The sequence below is a fragment of the Thermus altitudinis genome (assembly GCF_022760835.1).
Classification (GTDB): domain Bacteria; phylum Deinococcota; class Deinococci; order Deinococcales; family Thermaceae; genus Thermus; species Thermus altitudinis.
This window is the reverse complement of sequence record NZ_JAKTNQ010000007.1, coordinates 14,139-29,558: the sequence shown is the minus strand read 5'-3', so window position 1 is coordinate 29,558 and position 15,420 is coordinate 14,139. Positions and strand designations below refer to the sequence as shown.

At 63.7% G+C, this 15,420-nt stretch carries 13 protein-coding genes; 6 read left to right on the top strand and 7 right to left on the bottom strand.

Annotation, left to right across the window (positions count from 1 at the left end):
• Position 1: 1 nt before the first annotated feature.
• Entirely contained in the window at positions 2-463 is a 462-nt protein-coding gene (locus L0D16_RS03935; protein ID WP_243030143.1) for a rhodanese-like domain-containing protein, read from the top strand.
• Positions 464-499: 36 nt separating this feature from the next.
• On the opposite strand, the gene gcvPB is transcribed toward L0D16_RS03935, so the two are convergent.
• The 7 genes from gcvPB to L0D16_RS03900 form a co-directional block, all read right to left on the bottom strand.
• Positions 500-1,924, bottom strand: a complete 1,425-nt coding sequence (gene gcvPB / locus L0D16_RS03930) for an aminomethyl-transferring glycine dehydrogenase subunit GcvPB (protein ID WP_243030142.1) — start codon at positions 1,922-1,924, stop codon at positions 500-502.
• Complete coding sequence (gcvPA, locus tag L0D16_RS03925; protein ID WP_243030141.1) at positions 1,921-3,237, bottom strand: aminomethyl-transferring glycine dehydrogenase subunit GcvPA; 1,317 nt, start codon at positions 3,235-3,237, stop codon at positions 1,921-1,923. Before gcvPA ends, gcvPB begins: the two co-directional genes overlap by 4 nt.
• A gap of 117 nt (positions 3,238-3,354) precedes the next feature.
• Entirely contained in the window at positions 3,355-3,741 is a 387-nt protein-coding gene (gcvH, locus tag L0D16_RS03920) for a glycine cleavage system protein GcvH (RefSeq protein ID WP_114312099.1), read from the bottom strand.
• A gap of 18 nt (positions 3,742-3,759) precedes the next feature.
• Entirely contained in the window at positions 3,760-4,809 is a 1,050-nt protein-coding gene (gene gcvT, locus L0D16_RS03915; protein WP_243030140.1) for a glycine cleavage system aminomethyltransferase GcvT, read from the bottom strand.
• Positions 4,810-4,824: 15 nt separating this feature from the next.
• A complete protein-coding gene (locus tag L0D16_RS03910) occupies positions 4,825-6,576 on the bottom strand; it encodes an ATP-binding protein (RefSeq protein WP_243030139.1) in 1,752 nt (583 codons plus the stop codon).
• Complete coding sequence (locus L0D16_RS03905) at positions 6,576-7,493, bottom strand: DNA double-strand break repair nuclease NurA (protein ID WP_243030138.1); 918 nt, start codon at positions 7,491-7,493, stop codon at positions 6,576-6,578. The genes L0D16_RS03910 and L0D16_RS03905 overlap by 1 nt, the downstream gene beginning before the upstream one ends.
• A gap of 4 nt (positions 7,494-7,497) precedes the next feature.
• The gene (locus tag L0D16_RS03900) at positions 7,498-9,228 is read right to left on the bottom strand and encodes an NAD-dependent malic enzyme (RefSeq protein ID WP_243030137.1); all 1,731 of its coding nucleotides are present in this window, start codon (positions 9,226-9,228) and stop codon (positions 7,498-7,500) included.
• A gap of 177 nt (positions 9,229-9,405) precedes the next feature.
• Between L0D16_RS03900 and csm5 the strand changes: the two genes are divergently transcribed.
• The 5 genes from csm5 to L0D16_RS03875 all read left to right on the top strand — a co-directional run bounded on the left by csm5 (position 9,406) and on the right by L0D16_RS03875 (position 15,388).
• A complete protein-coding gene (csm5, locus tag L0D16_RS03895) occupies positions 9,406-10,233 on the top strand; it encodes a type III-A CRISPR-associated RAMP protein Csm5 (RefSeq protein ID WP_243030136.1) in 828 nt (275 codons plus the stop codon).
• Between the two features lie 521 nt (positions 10,234-10,754).
• Complete coding sequence (locus L0D16_RS03890; RefSeq protein WP_243030135.1) at positions 10,755-11,348, top strand: helix-turn-helix domain-containing protein; 594 nt, start codon at positions 10,755-10,757, stop codon at positions 11,346-11,348.
• Positions 11,349-11,624: 276 nt separating this feature from the next.
• Positions 11,625-13,166 carry a hypothetical protein gene (locus L0D16_RS03885; RefSeq protein WP_243030134.1) on the top strand — a complete coding sequence of 514 codons (1,542 nt, stop codon included), beginning with the start codon at positions 11,625-11,627 and terminating at the stop codon, positions 13,164-13,166.
• A 285-nt stretch (positions 13,167-13,451) separates the two neighbouring features.
• Positions 13,452-13,709, top strand: coding sequence for a hypothetical protein (locus L0D16_RS03880; RefSeq protein ID WP_243030133.1), 258 nt, complete (start codon positions 13,452-13,454; stop codon positions 13,707-13,709).
• Between the two features lie 80 nt (positions 13,710-13,789).
• Positions 13,790-15,388 carry a hypothetical protein gene (locus L0D16_RS03875; RefSeq protein WP_243030132.1) on the top strand — a complete coding sequence of 533 codons (1,599 nt, stop codon included), beginning with the start codon at positions 13,790-13,792 and terminating at the stop codon, positions 15,386-15,388.
• Positions 15,389-15,420 lie beyond the last annotated feature (32 nt).

Genomic DNA, 15,420 nt, shown 5'->3' with positions numbered 1-15,420 from the left:
CATGAGAAAAAACTTTTCTTTAGCAAGGTTGCCGAAGTGGCCTTGGCTCGGCCTTCTCCTACTGCTTCCCGTTTTGGCGCAAACCAAGCTTCCAACCTTCTTCTCCCCGCCCACCGTCAAGGAGGTAGGGAGCTTCCTGGCCACCATCACCACGGACGACTACAACCGGGATGCGGTGGAGGCCAAGCAGCTGATGGAGTTCATGGAGGCCTTTGTTCTGGATGTCCGGCCTCCTCAGGATTACAAGAACGGACATGTTCCCGGAGCCGTAAACATCCCCCTCCACGAGCTACCCAACCGCCTAGCAGAACTGCCCAAGGGAAAACCCATCGTGGTCTACTGTGGCTCCAGCCATAGAGCCGCCATGGCCTTGCTCTTCCTCCGCGGCCAGGGCTATGAGGTTTACAACATCCGCATGGGCTGGAAAGGTTGGACGGGAGCCGGCCTACCCGTGGAGAAATAAGGCCGCCCTGGGGGAGGGGCCCTAGGCCCCTCCCCTTTATCCTTCGTCAAAGTAGGTGAGCTTGGGCTGCTTGTTGGCCCGCACCTCGTCCAGCCGGCGGACGGGGGTGGTGTAGGGGGCCCCTTCCAGCCACTCCTTGGGCTTTTGCAAGAGCTCCCCGAGGGCCTCGGCGAAGGCCTCGAGGGTCTCCTTGCTCTCCGTCTCCGTGGGCTCCACCATCAGGGCCTCCTTGACGATGAGGGGAAAGTACACCGTGGGCGGGTGGAAGCCCAGCTCCAAAAGCCCCTTGGCCAGGTCCAGGGTGCGGAAGCCCGCGGGCGGCTGGGCCACGAACTCGTGCATGCAAGGCCCGTCGTAGGGGATGCGGTAGCCCCTTTCCTTGAGGAGTTCCTTCAGGTAGCGGGCGTTCAGCACGGAAAGGGCCGCGGCCTTCTTAAGACCCTCTAGCCCTAGGGTGCGGATATAGGCCCAAGCCCGCACCAAGGCCAGGAAGTTGCCATAGAAGCTTCGCACCCGGCCGATGCTCTTGGGGAGGTCAAAGTTCAGGTGGAAGCCTTCCTCTCCCCTTTCCACCGTGGGCACGGGGAGGTAAGGGGCCAGGTGGGCCTTCACCCCCACGGGCCCGGAACCGGGGCCGCCTCCCCCATGGGGCACGGTGAAGGTCTTGTGCAGGTTCAGGTGCACCACGTCAAAACCCATGTCCCCAGGCCGGGCCCAGCCCATGATGGCGTTGAGGTTGGCGCCATCGTAGTAGAGCTGCACCCCCGCCTCCTTGCTCAGGCGGGCGATCTCCAGGATCCGCCTTTCAAAAAGCCCTAGGGTGTTGGGGTTGGTGAGCATGATGGCGGCCACATGGGGGCCCAGCTCCCGCTTTAGGGCCTCGAGGTCCACCTCCCCATCCGGCCCCGAGGGGACCTCCCGCACCTCGTACCCCGCCATGCTGGCGGTGGCGGGGTTGGAGCCGTGGGCGGAGTCCGGCACCAACACCACCCGCCTCTCCTTCCCCTCCCCCCGGTCCTGGTGGTAGGCGCGGATGATGAGGATCCCGGTAAGCTCCCCGTGGGCCCCGGCGGCCGGCTCTAGGGTGATGGCGTCCATGCCGGTGAGGGCCTTCAGGTACTCCCCAAGCTGCCACATGAGCTCCAAGGCCCCTTGGGCGGTCCTCGGGTCCTGGTAGGGGTGGAGGTCGGCGAAAAGCCGCACCGCCTCCTCATGGAGCTTGGGGTTGTACTTCATGGTGCAGCTGCCCAAGGGGTAGAAGGTGGTGTCCACCCCCACCTGGCGGCGGGAAAGCCCCGTGTAGTGGCGCACCAGGGTGAGCTCGTCCACCTGGGGAAGCCGGGGTGGCTCCTTGCGCAGGAACCCTTCCGGGATGTAGCGGGTGGCCTCGGGAACCTCCTGCACCAGCCTCAAGCCCCGTCTTCCGTGACGGCTCCGTTCAAAGATGGTGGGGTAGTTCATGCCAGCACCTCCCGCATGGCCTCCGCGAGGGCCATAAGGTCCTCTTCCCGGTGAAGTTCCGTGGCGGCGAAAAGGGCCAGGTTCTCCCCGTACTCCCTGGGCACCGGGGTGGCGGCGTGGAAGCCCCGTGCCGCCAGGGCTTTTCGCACCGCCTGGGGATCCCGGGGAAGCCTGAGGACGAACTCGTTGAAAAAGGGCTTCGGGGTAAAGGGCGCCACCCCGGGGATCTCCAAGAGGAGTTCCCAAAGGCGGTGGGCCATGGCCACGCCCTTTAGAGCCACCTCCTTAAGGCCTTCTGGCCCCAAGGCCGCCAGGTACATGGCCCCCATGAGGGCGGTGAGCTGGGCGTTGGTGGTGATGTTGCTCTTGGCCTTGGCCCGGCGGATGTACTGTTCCCGCGCCTGCAGGGTGAGGATGTAACCCCGCCTGCCCTCCACGTCCACGGTTTCCGACACCAGCCGGCCGGGAAGCTGGCGCACGAAGGCTTTCTTGGTGGCCAGGTAGCCGAAGTGGGGCCCGCCAAACCCCATGGGCAGACCCAGGGTCTGGCCGTCCCCCACGGCGATGTCCGCCCCGTAGGCCCCGGGCGGCTCCAGAACCCCGAGGGAAAGGGGGTCGGCCACCACCACGAAAAGCGCCCCCGCCCTATGGGCGGCCTCGGCCAGGGGGGCGAGGTCCTCCAGGGCGCCCAGATAGTTGGGGTTTTGCGCCACCACCGCCCCCGTGCCCTCGGGTATCTCCCCTAGGGGCGTACGGCCCTCCCGCAAAGGCCAGGTGCGAAGCTCGGCCCCTACGGCGTCCAGGTAGCTTTGGAGGACTTCCCGGTACTCGGGGTGCACCCCTTGGGAAACCACCACCCGCATCCTCCCCGTCTCCCTGAGGGCCAAAAGGACCCCTTCCGCCAAGGCGGTAGCCCCGTCGTACATGGAGGCGTTGGCCACCTCCAGGCCCGCAAGCTCCGCCACCATGGTCTGGTACTCAAAAATGGCCTGCAAAACCCCCTGGCTTACCTCCGGCTGGTAAGGGGTGTAGGCGGTGAGGAACTCCCCCCGGCTTGCCAGGGCCTGGACCACGGGCGGGGTGTGATGGCTGCGTATCCCCCCTCCCAAAAAGGCCTTGAAGGCAGGCTTGTTGTTGGCCGCAAGCCGCTTGAGCTCCTCCAACACCGCCCACTCGGGCAAGGGCTCGGGCAGGGAAATCTGGGGGTTTAGAACCTCCTGGGGCAGGTGCCGGTAGAGGTCCTCGAGGCTTCCCGCCCCCACCCGTTGCAGCATGGCCTGGATCTCCTCCTCCGTATGGGGCGTGTAGTCCATAGGTCCATCCTTAAACAAAACCCCCGGGCCATTTGACCCGGGGCCACAGAAGGGCTCCGCTGCCCGGCTAAGGACATCCGGGCACCGCAAAGCCCAAAACCCGCCATACCGGCCGCCCTACGCCTCGCTTTCCAGGACCTCCTGGTAGCCAGCGGCATCCAGAAGGTCGTCCAGGTGCCCCATGTCCAGGGGGCGAAGGCGGAAGATCCAACCCTCCCCGTAGGGGTCCTGGTTGATGAGCTCCGGGGTCTTCTCCAAGGCGGCGTTCACCTCCACCACCTCCCCAGCCACAGGGGCATAGATGTCGGAGGCGGTCTTCACACTCTCCACCACGGCCACCGCCTCCCCCTTCTCCACCCTGCGCCCCACCTCGGGGAGCTCCACGTAGACCACGTCCCCCAGGGCATCCTGGGCGTAGTCGGTGATGCCCACCAGAACCGTATCCCCTTCGGGCAGGGCCCACTCGTGGGTCTTGGTGTAAAAGCGGTCCTTGGGTATGTCCATAGCGCCTCCTAACCCCCGCTATTTTAGCGGTACAAAGGGCAAAGGGCTAAGGGAAGCCCCAACCTTCCGTCCCCTGACCTCCACCACAAAAGGTCCCTCCGCCTCCTTTTCCACATAGGCCAAGGCGATGCCCTTTTCCAATAGGGGAGAATAGCCCCCGCTGGTCACCCGGCCCACCGCCCGGTCACCGGAGTACACCCCATACCCCTCCCGGGGAATCCCCACCTCCAACACCAGGCCGATGAGCTTATCCGCGCACGGCGTGGCCAGCATCGCCTCCTTGCCGTAGTACTCCTTCTCCCTCTTCACCACCCAGGCCCAGGGGGTGCACAGGGGGTTGGTGGCGTCGGTGAGCTCGTGGCCGTAAAGGGGAAAGCCGGCCTCCAAGCGCAGGGTATCCCGGGCCCCTAGGCCTGCGGGTCTGGCCCCCGCCGCCAAGAGGGCCTCAAAGACCTCTTCGGCATCCCCCGGGGCCAGGAACAGCTCAAAGCCATCCTCCCCGGTGTACCCGGTCCGGGCCAGGCGGGCGGGCCGGCCCGCCACACGAGCGGCGAACACCTCGTTCTTCTTCCTTTGCGAAAGGTCGGCCTCGGTCAATCCCTGGAGGAGGGAGGCCGCCTTAGGCCCCTGGAGGGCCAGAAGGGCGGTCTCCTCCGAGACGTCGGTGAGCTCCACGGCAAAGCCCCGGGCAAGCTCCTTCAGGTGGGCAAAGTCCTTGGCGATGTTGGCGGCGTTCACCACCATGAGGTACTCCTCCTCCGCCAGACGGTACAGGTAGATGTCGTCCACCACCCCCCCTTGGGCGTTGGGAAGCATGGAGTACTGGGCCCGGCCCACCTTGAGCCTGGCGGCGTCGTTAACCGTCGCCCACTGCAAAAAGGCCAGGGCCCCAGGGCCCCGGATGAGAAACTCCCCCATGTGGCTTACGTCAAAAAGCCCCGCCTCCCGGCGCACGAAGAGGTGCTCCTCCACGATGGAGGTGTACTGCAAGGGCAGGGCGTAGCCGGCAAACTCCACCATGCGTCCCCCGTGGCGCAGGTGGGCTTGATACAGCGGGGTCTCCTTCATGGTAGCCCCATCCTACTAGAAGAACTCCCGCCTAAGGGCCTCGGCGGAGTTGTCCTCCAGGACCTCCTCCCGCTTGGTGGCCCAAGCCGGGAAGGGAAAGCGCACCAAAAGGGGCACGGGGATCTCCGGCTGGTGCAGGATCACCATCCCCTGGGGCAGGATCAGGGCCCGTTGGCGGAAGGAGGTGGGGAGGTAGCGGTACTCGGGCCGCTCGGCCTCGGCGGCATCCAGCCTGCCCACCACCCGGATGGCGGCGTTGCCCACCACCCTCCGCTCCACCTCGCTGGCGGTCTGCTGCGCCCCGATGAGGATGACCCCCAAGGAGCGGCCCCGTTCGGCGATGTCCAGGAGCACGTCCTTGATGGGGCTTTCCTCGTCCCGGGGAGCGTACTTGTTGAGCTCATCCAAGACCACGAAGACCCGCCCCCGGTACTGGCCCCGCTCCTTCTTGGCGAAGAGGTCGGAGAGGAGGCTACCCACCACGAACATCTGGGCCTGGGGGGAGAGCTTGGCCAGGTCCACCACGTGCACCTGATGGCTCCCCGAAAGGGGGTCCGGGGGGTTGCCCGGGCGGTCTCCCCGGATCAGGTGGCCCACGTTCTCCACGCTGGAGCGGAGGCGGCGCACAAAGGCCTCGAGGGTCCCCCGGGCCTGGCGGGCCACCCAGGTCTCGTCCCCCTTCCCTTCCCCCGTTTCGGACCCCAGAAGCTTGTACTCCAGGTACTGCACCAGTTGGGCGAAGCTTTTCAACCGCACCCGGCCCAGGTCGTCAAAGGTGATCTCCTCCGGAAGCTCCGCTCCTGGCCAGTCCGAAACCAGGAGGTGGGGGCCCTTCTGCCCTTCCGCCAGCCGCCTCAGCTTTTCCGTCACGTGGACGATGAGGTAGCCCAGGTTGCTCATCCCCCCCCGGTCGGCAAAGAGGAAGGGAAGAAGCCCCTTCTGGGCAAACTGCACCAGGTCCCAGTAGTAGGCCTTCACCCCCTCCAGCCGGGTTTCCACGTGGGGAAGGATCCCCTCCCCCCCCTTCTTGGGCGGGGCCAGGAAGGTGACGCTCCTAAAGGGCCCCGGGTCAAGGCCCAGCTTCTCGTAATCCCTTTTGGCCTCCGGGGAAAGGCGCAGGTTGGGCTTGTCCAGGAAGAGGAGGTCTTCCCCCTTCACGTTGAAAAGGAGGACCCGGGCCTGGTGGGCGTCCTCCAGGACCCCGCTTTCCAAGAGGCTCTTCAGGAGGAAGGTGGCGTAGCTGGTCTTGGCCGCCACCCCGCTGATCCCCGAGATGTTGACATGCCCCCCCTTGACCCCGTTCAAAAACTCCAGGTTGAGGTAGGCCACCTCCCCGTTTTTCAGAAACCCCGCGGGAAGCTTGGTGCTTCCCCTTTGGTTTTTCATGGCCTCGTAGTAAAGGGCCAGTTCCAGGTCCTCCCCTTGGGCCAGGTAGACGGCAGAACCCGGGTCTGGGGGGAAAAACTCCTCGGGCAGGATGCGGGTCACGCTCACATGGGCCACGTAGGCCAGGCTCACGGGGATCTTGCCCTCCACCGCCAAGAAGGTGTCGGTATCGTAGCTTTCCCCCTCATGGGCCTTGGCCACGTGGTCCACCATGCCGAAGTAGCGCACCCTGCCCACCTTGGGGTGATAGCCCTCCACCACCACCAGGTCGTCCAGGCGCAAAAGCCCTTCCCCTTCCACCCCCACCCAGAACTCCAAGGGGGTGGCCTCCCGCCGACCCAGCACCACACCGATCCGTTGCCCGTTTTCCGGCCCACCCATCATCCACCTCCCAGATACCGGGCCAGGATGCGGCCCACCAGATCCCGGCTTCCCATCCTACGGGATAGCTCCCGTTCCAGGCTTCCCACGGGCAAGAGGTTCTGGGGGGCCCGGGGGTCTTTAACCGGATGGGAGGCCAGGGCCGGGAAGAGGCTTAGGGAGAGGTCCGCCAGGCCCTTGGCCTCCGGAGAGAGGGGGGTTTCCACCCGCAGGAGGCCGCTTTCGGGAGGCCGCACCCCCTCGGGAGGAAGGGGCAGGCGCAGGTACCAGCTGGCCAGCTCCTGCCCTCCTCGGCGCACGCGGAACATGGGGGTGCGCTCCCCCGGCCTTAGGGTGGGGATGAGGGCCTCCTTGTCCTCAGGGAGGTAGCGGGCCCAGTGGGTTTTGATGTAGCCCAGGACCGGACCCTGGCGCCTAAGGCGCACCGGGCCATCCACGATGAGGAGACCCCCCTCAAGGCCTTTGGCCAGGTCCTCTTCCAAGAGGGCCCGGGCCTTGGCCAAACCCTCCTGCAAGGCCATGGGGGAAAGGGGTTCCCCACCCCCTTCCAGGGGCAAGGGCTCGTACACCAACTCCCCCAGGCCCAAGGGTTCCCAAAGCCCCACCCCCACCCGGCGCACCCGGGGTTCCAAAAGGCGCATCCCCCCCTCGGCAAACGCCACCGCCCCGGCGGCCACACACCCCAAGAGCACCAGCCTCCGGCCATCGGAGATCAAGGCCTCGGCCCGCTCCCGCCCATCCACGAAGTAAAGGGGCTCTGGCCAGGGCACGGGCGGGGCCCCCTTGGCCTCCCAAGGCTCCTCCAAAGGGTGGAAGGGGTAGCTCCCCCCTGAATCCTGGAGGTGGGGCGGGCCCTCGCCTAGCCCGGCCAAGGCCTCTGTGCGAAGGGGTTCTAAGGAGTAGAGCCGCCAGGCCATGCCCTTAGATTACCGGGGCCGGGCGGTAGGGGAGGTACTGGGGCTCCCAGTAGCGGCTGCGCACGAACTCCATAAGCCCCTTGAAGGAAAGCCCCTTCACCCGTTCCTCCTCCGCCACGCCCTCCTCGAGGGCCTTCTGCATCACCCGGGCCGCCACATAAGGGGACACCTCCCTAAGGCGGGCCACCGGGGGGTAAAGGAGCTCGGGGAAATGGCTTTGCGTGTAGTCGTAAAGGGCGTAGGCCGCCTCTAGAACCATCCCGTCCGTCACCTCCCGGGCCCGGGCCAACACCGCCCCCAGGCCGAGGCCAGGGAAGATGAAGGCGTTGTTCCCCTGGCCGATGGGGATGGTCCGCCCCATATAGCCCACCGGGGGAAAGGGGCTACCCGCCGCCACCAGGGCCCTCCCCTCCGTCCAGTAGATGAGGTCATCGGGCAAGGCCTCGGAGGCGGAGGTGGGGTTGGAAAGGGGGAAGACAATGGGCCTAGGGGTGTTCTCCAGCATGGCCTTGACCACGGGTTCGGTAAAGCTTCCCCCCTGGCCGGAAAGGCCCAGGAGGACCGTGGCCCGGGCATTCTGAATGGTTTCCAATAGATTTGGGTAGGACCCGGAAAACCGCCAGCCGGCAATCCGGTCAGGCCTTTGCGCGTAGGGGGCTTTGTAGCCTTCCATGCTCCGCCCTTCCACCAAGAGCCCCTTGGAGTCCAGGACCAGCACCCGGGCCCGGGCCTCCTCCTGGGAAAGCCCTTCCCGCTTCATGCCTTCCCGCAAGGCCCAGGCCACCCCAATCCCCCCGGCCCCAGCCCCGTAGATGACGATGGTCTGCTCCGAAAGCTTCTCCCCCTTCAGGCGGCAGGCGGAGAGTACCCCCGCCAGGGCCACCGCCCCCGTGCCTTGGATGTCGTCGTTGAAGGAGGGCACCACCTTGCGGTAGCGCTCCAGCACGTGGAAGGCCGCTTCCTTGGCGAAGTCCTCCCACTGGATGAGGGCCTTGGGGTAGCGCTTGCGCACCGCCTCCACGAAGCGGTCCAGGAAGCGGTAGTACTCCTCCCCCCTTAGGCGCTTGTGCCGCACCCCCAGGTAAAGGGGGTCCTTGAGGAGGTCCTCCCGGTCCGTGCCCACGTCCAGCTCCACGGGAAGGGTTTTATCCGGGCCCACACCCCCGGCGGCGGTGTAGATGGTGAGCTTTCCGATGGAGATGGCCATGCCCCCATATCCCTGGTCCCCGATGCCCAGGATGGCCGAGGAGTCCGTGGCCACGATGAGGCGGACCTCCTCCAAGGGCACGTTGGCCAAGGCCTGGTCTATGAGGTCAATGTTGCGGGTGCTGGCGGTGAAGCCCCGGGGATACCGGTAGATGTGGGAAAACTCCCGCACCGCCTCCCCCACCGTGGGGGTGTAGAGGATGGGGAGCATCTCCTCCAGGTGGTCCACCAACAGGGCATAGAAGAGGACCTCGTTGCGGTCCTGGAGGTGGCGTAGGTAGATGTGCTTCTCCAAAGGACTTTGGATAAGGCGGTAGCGGCGGTAGACCCGCTCCTTTTGCTCCTCCAGGGTGTTCACGTGGGGAGGAAGGAGGCCCTCGAGGCCCAAGGCTCTTCGCTCCTCCTCGGTGAAGGCCGTACCCTTGTTGAGGAGGGGAAGCCTAAGGAGAAGAAAACCGGAAACATAGGGCTCCAGGTACCGCTCGCCTCGCTCGTCCCGTTTGACGTCGTAATAGCGGCTAACCGGCATAGCCCTATTCTTCCACCGCCAAGGCGGCAAGGCTAGGGTGTGAAGCCCTAAGGGGGGAGGGGTTGGCCCTGCCCTGGGCGCGCCCAGGAGGCGCTTCGCCGCCTCTACCAAGAGGGAAGGATTCCCAAAGAGGCCGTCCTCCGCGCCATCAAGGCCAGGAACGCCTTCCTAAGAACCGTGAGCGAAGCGGTAGAAGAAGCCCTCCTAGAGTTCAGGCCTCTTCCGCAAAGCCCGCAAGGCCCTTACCTCCCCGGCTCCAGTGTGAAAGGGGCCTTACGCACCGCCTGGCTCTTTCAGAGCGTGCTCAACCGCGGGGAGGACGTGGTCCTAAAGGGTGACCGGTGGCTGTTTGTCGGGAAAACCGGCCCCGAGCCTCGGATAAGGCCCCCCAAAGTCCTGAAGCCCTCCCATAACCAACACTTTGAAGGGGCCGTTCTTGGCTACCTCAAGCCTGACAAGAAGGGCCAGCTGAAGTTGGACCTCTACGCCGACCCCTTCCGCGCCGTACGCCTCACGGACTCCAACCCCGGGGAAGGTTTCCTAAACCGCATTGGCATCTTCCACCTCAAGGGCACAATGAAGGGTACTGTGCTCCTGGCAGAGACCTTCCCCGTGGGAAGCAAGTTCCGCTTCCTCTTCCGCTACCAGCCTGGGCTCGCCCAACACCAGGGCGTGGCCCAACCCATACCCCCCGCAAAGCTGGTCCAGGCCTTGAGGGAATACTACTCCCTCGTGGCCGAGTGGGAAAGGCGCATTGCTGAGGATGACCAGCTGGTCAAAGCCTTGGAGGTGTACCACCGCTTGGAGGAGCGCCTTAAGGACCCGGACGTCTTCCCTATCCGCCTGGGGTTTGGCTCGGGACGGCTGGCCATATGCCTAGCGCTCCTATTGCCGGAGGAGCATCCCGAGGGCCCAGAACCCATAACCCGCAAGAAGGCGGGAAGCCTCGAGCCCAGGGATGGCTACCCCTTAGGTTGGGCCGTCGGGCGCCTGCTTTCCCTCTGACAACCGGGTAACCCCCCACCATCTTCCCCAAAGCCAACCGAGCCAAAAAGAAGAGGCCCTGCTGGGCCCCTGCCTTGTTTAGCGTCCGCAGGCTACCCTACGGCAAAGTCTGTCATGGAAGCCTTTGCCAGGCGACGGGTCTTTGGCCTGGCTTGAACACGTCGCAAGGGTGAAAACCAGAAAACCCGGGGTCAAACCCCGGGCCTTTTCCCTTCCCATGGTGGTGGGCGGCGTAGGACTTGAACCTACGACCTCTCGCGTGTGAGTTTACTTTCCACCCCCTTCCCACCCACGGATAACCCTTAAAAGTTAGCATGGGAAGGGGATAAACGCCCCACAGAACATCGTCGTAACGGGTACAGATTCGGTACCTCTTCATGCAGATAAGGGGTAAGAGAAAAACCCCGTCCAGGAGGGCATCCATAGGGGATTCCCGGCTTTCCAAAGGGCAAGGGTCCCTCCCCGGGCAGTCTACGCTTACGGCTTTGACGAATGGTAAAGTGTATACCATGGTAGAGGGAATGCGACGGGAAGCTGGGGAGGCCATTGCCAGGCGTAGGCGGGAGTTGGGGTTAACCCTAGGGCAGGTAGCCCAGGAGATGGAGGTATCGGACGGGTATGTATGGAAGTTGGAGAAGGGGTTGGTGAACCTGAGGAACATCTCCTACGGGCGGATGCGGGCCTTGCTCAAGGCCCTTCGCTGGACGCCTGAGGAGTTTACCCAGGCCACGGGAATCCCCGTGCCCGGTCTAACCGCGGAGGAAGTCCCAGGGGCCCCTCCCGTTCCCCTACTGAAGGTCCCCCTGGTGGGATCGAAGGAGTACCTGATCCTGGGACTTCCCGGGTGGGAGGTGGACCCCAGGAACCTGAGGGCCATGGTCCACGAAAAGGGCTTTGCTATTTTCCGAGAAGGGACCGAACCCCAACCCGGGGAACTGGCCATAGCCCAGCGGATGGACACCTCCGAACTACGATTCGTGCGCTTTTTGGGCCTAAACAGCCGGCGAAGCTATGTGGTGGAAGGGCCTGACGGTGCCGCACCTCCCCTCACCCTGGAAAAGAAGGATTGGACCTTACATCAGGTGGTGGGCGAGGTTAGGGTCCACCGAGACTAGCCTGAAACGTAGCCAAGCTATGAAGCTTGGATACAACCCGTAGGTCCCCCAGACCAACAAGAAACCTACCGTTTTCCCAAGGGCTACTTCATGCTCTACTAGCACCCTCTGGGAGAAATCCCTCCCCGTGCTAGCATGGACTCATGCTGAGAGAGATGGCCAAGAAGACAACTCCCCTCATCTTCCTGGGCCTTCTGGGTGTCCTTGGGGGTTGCAACCTCACAGGCTCCCCCCGGGGTGGTGGGGGGGACACGGACTTCTGCGACTACCCCCCCCTTGGGCGCAAACAACCCTCCCCTCCTCTGTTACCAGGAGAAGATCCTGGGCAGGCAGGACTACTGGGCCCTGAAGATTGAGGCCCAAGGGGGAAGGCCTCCCGAGTTCCACTACGAGCTGGGGGACTGGGTAGGAGGGCAGGTGTGGTTAGGGTCTTCCGCCACAGGGGCCTACCTGCAATTCCTGAGGATCCCTGGCTTTCCCCAGCGGTTCCTGGTGGGAATGGGAGTGGGGGACAGCATCAGAACACCCATATGCACTGAAACTCCCTTTGAGAGTTGTTTTGTGAGCTACGACTACCGCCCGTTTCCCTACGATCATAACCCTAGACTTCTAAGTGCAGCCGCGGTGAGCGACTTCCTCCCTGCGGTGACGGATCGCGAGGGCCGGCTTGGGGGAGAGTTGGAGTGGGTGGTGCAGTACACTGTTCCCCGGAATTGGGTCCAATTTCTTGCTGGGCTCTACGACTTGGCCGAGCGCCTGGAGAGGGACCCCCATCCCCTCACAGGGAAGGCCTTCACCTTCAAGCAGGCCTACACCTTCGCCTTTGGCCCCCAGGGGGAGGGTAGCTACTCCCTGGAGGAGAGGACTCGGGACCTGCGCTATGCCTCTGAGCTGGACCCTTACCCCATCTCCCAGGGAGGGAACAAGGTGGTGGCCATCCAGGTCTGGTGGTGCCAGCTGGTGGAGCGGATCACAGGGAGGCCCTGCGCGGAAAACGGCAATGTGGAGCGGGCCTGGCGGGCCCAGTTCCGCTGGACCAACCAGGCCTACTACGCCTTCGGGTACGCGTCCGGGCACATAACCCCCCCGGTACCCCTTTGTGCCCCCGGGGTAGGGTGGACGGTGAAGTTCTACCTCACCGTTCCCCAGCTACGCAACGAGCCCTTTGACTACGCCTCCTTGCCCGATGGCCTCTTTGCCGAGGACATCCGGCGGGCGGAGGATCCCTACAGGTTCCTCATAGAGGTCTATCCCTTCTGGGCTTACGTGACTCACGGGGTTAGATTGGTAGGTCGAGATGTGGTAGGGTACTTGTTATATGACGATTACCATAACCCTATCAAAACGCCCCTTTACTACACCATGGACGCAGGGCAGAACCTTACGAACTACCCCCTCTACGGCTGGGGTACCCCGCCCCCAGGCCAGACCGTGAGGATGGCGGTCCTCTACCGGGACACCATCTCCAAGCCGGGAGACTGGCAGCCCCATCCGAGCCACCCCCTAGGAGAGGACAACTGGCACATCGTCTGGTCCGATGTCCATCTGGGGGGGACCCTGGCCAACCCCGACTGCCGGGTGGAGGCCATCGGCTACCACATGTACGACCTGGCCACCAGCGCCCAGCTGGACGACTTCTTCGGTCTGGCGGAGACCCCAACCCCTCCCCGTTGGTACTCCCCGGGCACTCTCTTCCGTACCCTCCCCCTCCTCACCCGGATTGGGGAGTGGGAACCCGTTTTGCTGGGGAACGTTCGCTTTAAGATACCCGCGGGCTCCTTCCAGCTCCCCGACTGGGCTTTGCCCCCGGGTTGGTAGGGTAGGAGAGGGGCGGCCCCAGGGGAGACCCTGGGGCTAAAACCCACCAGCACCACGGCGAATGTACAGGTGGGGAAGGTGGCGGAGGTAACGGTCACCTACACCGCCCAGGTACCCAGGGACACCGTGGGCCTGCAGGTGACCGTGGAGTGCTCCACCTGCACCTCCCAGCAAAGGAACGCCCTTCGCCCCATGGTCTGCGGATTCATCGGAAGCAGGCCCAGCACTGTACCCAACCAACCCCTTGTCGCCTGCCCCAATGCGCAAAGCAGGTAGGAGGGAACCATGCGGAGCGGAATACTCCACCGGAAAGAAGTCCTAGGCCTCCTTGCTTCCTTTTCCTTGGCCTTGGCCCAGCCCGCAGAGATCAAGATCGATTCCTGGGGTACCCGGACCTTCACCCTGGGGAACTTCACCGGGGAAAAGACGGTCAACTTCTTGGTGGGGTATACCCTGGGAAGCGACGGCCTCACGAGAGCCCAGGGGGTGCCTGGCAGTTTTTCCGTTAGGGGGGTGTTGAAGGGCGGCCGCAGCTCACTGTAGAGCGACTCAAAGACCCCCAGAACCGCCCTACCCACCACTACAACCTCTCCTTCTCGGCCAGGGCCGGGAACCTTTACGATGTGTACATTGATTACGTACCCACCAACGACATAAAGGTCCTGCAGCTACGCCTTTGGGTCTTCGAGGGCAACTTTTTCAATAGGGGTTGGCTTTCCCTTTCCGACAGCAAGGAGGCAGCGGAAAGGAAGGATCCCTCCTTGGCGGGAAGGGTCTACGCCGAGGTGAAGGGGGTAAACTCCATCCCCGTTTGGCGGGCCCTCTTGGGGGGTGCCTTCTGGTTGACAGGCGCGGGTATCCCGATAGCAGCCCTGATCTGGGGAGGGGGGTCTGGCAGCCAAGACATTACCCTCCTTCTGACCAATGACACCCCTTCCCTAACCCTCTACTACCACATGACCGGGTGCACGGCCTTTGGCGACTACCTGGGCACGGTGAATATCCCCGTGTCGGCCATGGAAGGAGACGGGGCCTACTTCTTGGATGTGCAAGGTAGTTGCGGACTCATTGGAATCGGGAACTGGGCCGGCGTGTACCAGCGGGCCATATTCCCCAACTTCCAAACGGGGTTCGGTTTTAACAAATACCCCATATACATACGCCTGGAATTGCCCAACCCACCCCCGCCCTATGACTACCTCGGGAGCATTGTCTTTACCCCGTTGGCAATCGTAGCTCCCTGGGGCTACACCGGCGAGCCTTACGTGGGCTATCCCTACGTTGACGAAAGGGAAGTGGAGACCCAATACGGAACAAGGGTACAACGGGTTACAAGGTGGGGCGCTATTCAAGATATTCGCTTACCCATTGGAAATGGGGGTACCATGCCGGTTTCCGCCTCCCCCATCGATGCCAGGCTGGTCCTGGATTGGACATACGAGGGAACCAACCCCCCAGCCTATTCGGGAGTACCCGGGGCGGTTTACCTCCACTATAGGAATTCACCCTTCAACCCTTCTGGATTCTCCTTCCGGGAAGGGGAAAGCCTCTGGTGGTCCTCCGTGGCCCGCTACCGTGTCGCCAACTGGAACACCGACCGCTATGTTTCGGCTTCTTTTACCCCTCGGCTGAAGTTTCCTGGTACCCTTACCCTCGAGTCCGTTTCCGGGGAGGCCACAGGGGGTGGTGAGACCAAGACCGGGATCCCGGGAATTCGGGCCCGCTTCACCCCTTCGCCCAACTTAGTCGGTTTGCCGAACACTGGCAGAGCGGCTGTTGGTGCCCCCTACTACGACACCACGTGGAGTCCATCCTTTTCGCAGACGCGCTTTTCCTGGACGCTGGGGTCTTACCCCAATGCCTGCACGTTGCGGAACGTTACTTCGGATGAAACCATTACCATCTACGAGCTCACCCCTCCCGGTACTTACTCCGCCGATATCGGAAGCGTGGCCACCTACACTGCTCCTGTTCACGTCCTAAGGCCCGGGCAGCAGGTAACGGTGGGGACGTACGGGCTTTATATGGCAATCCCTGGCTACGAAAAGAGGCAAACACAGTGTGGTGAAAATGGATGCTGGGAGACAAGCCGTCCGCGCATATCCTCCACGTGCCGGATGACCACCTATGTAATGAAGCGGCAATGGAATGCTGCTACAGGGACCTGGGAAGATGTAGGGGTTTCCTTTATGTCGGGCGTGTTTGGCCTCGAGCCGCAGTAGGGGTCCCTAGACCGTGGAAAATCTCCCCTTCC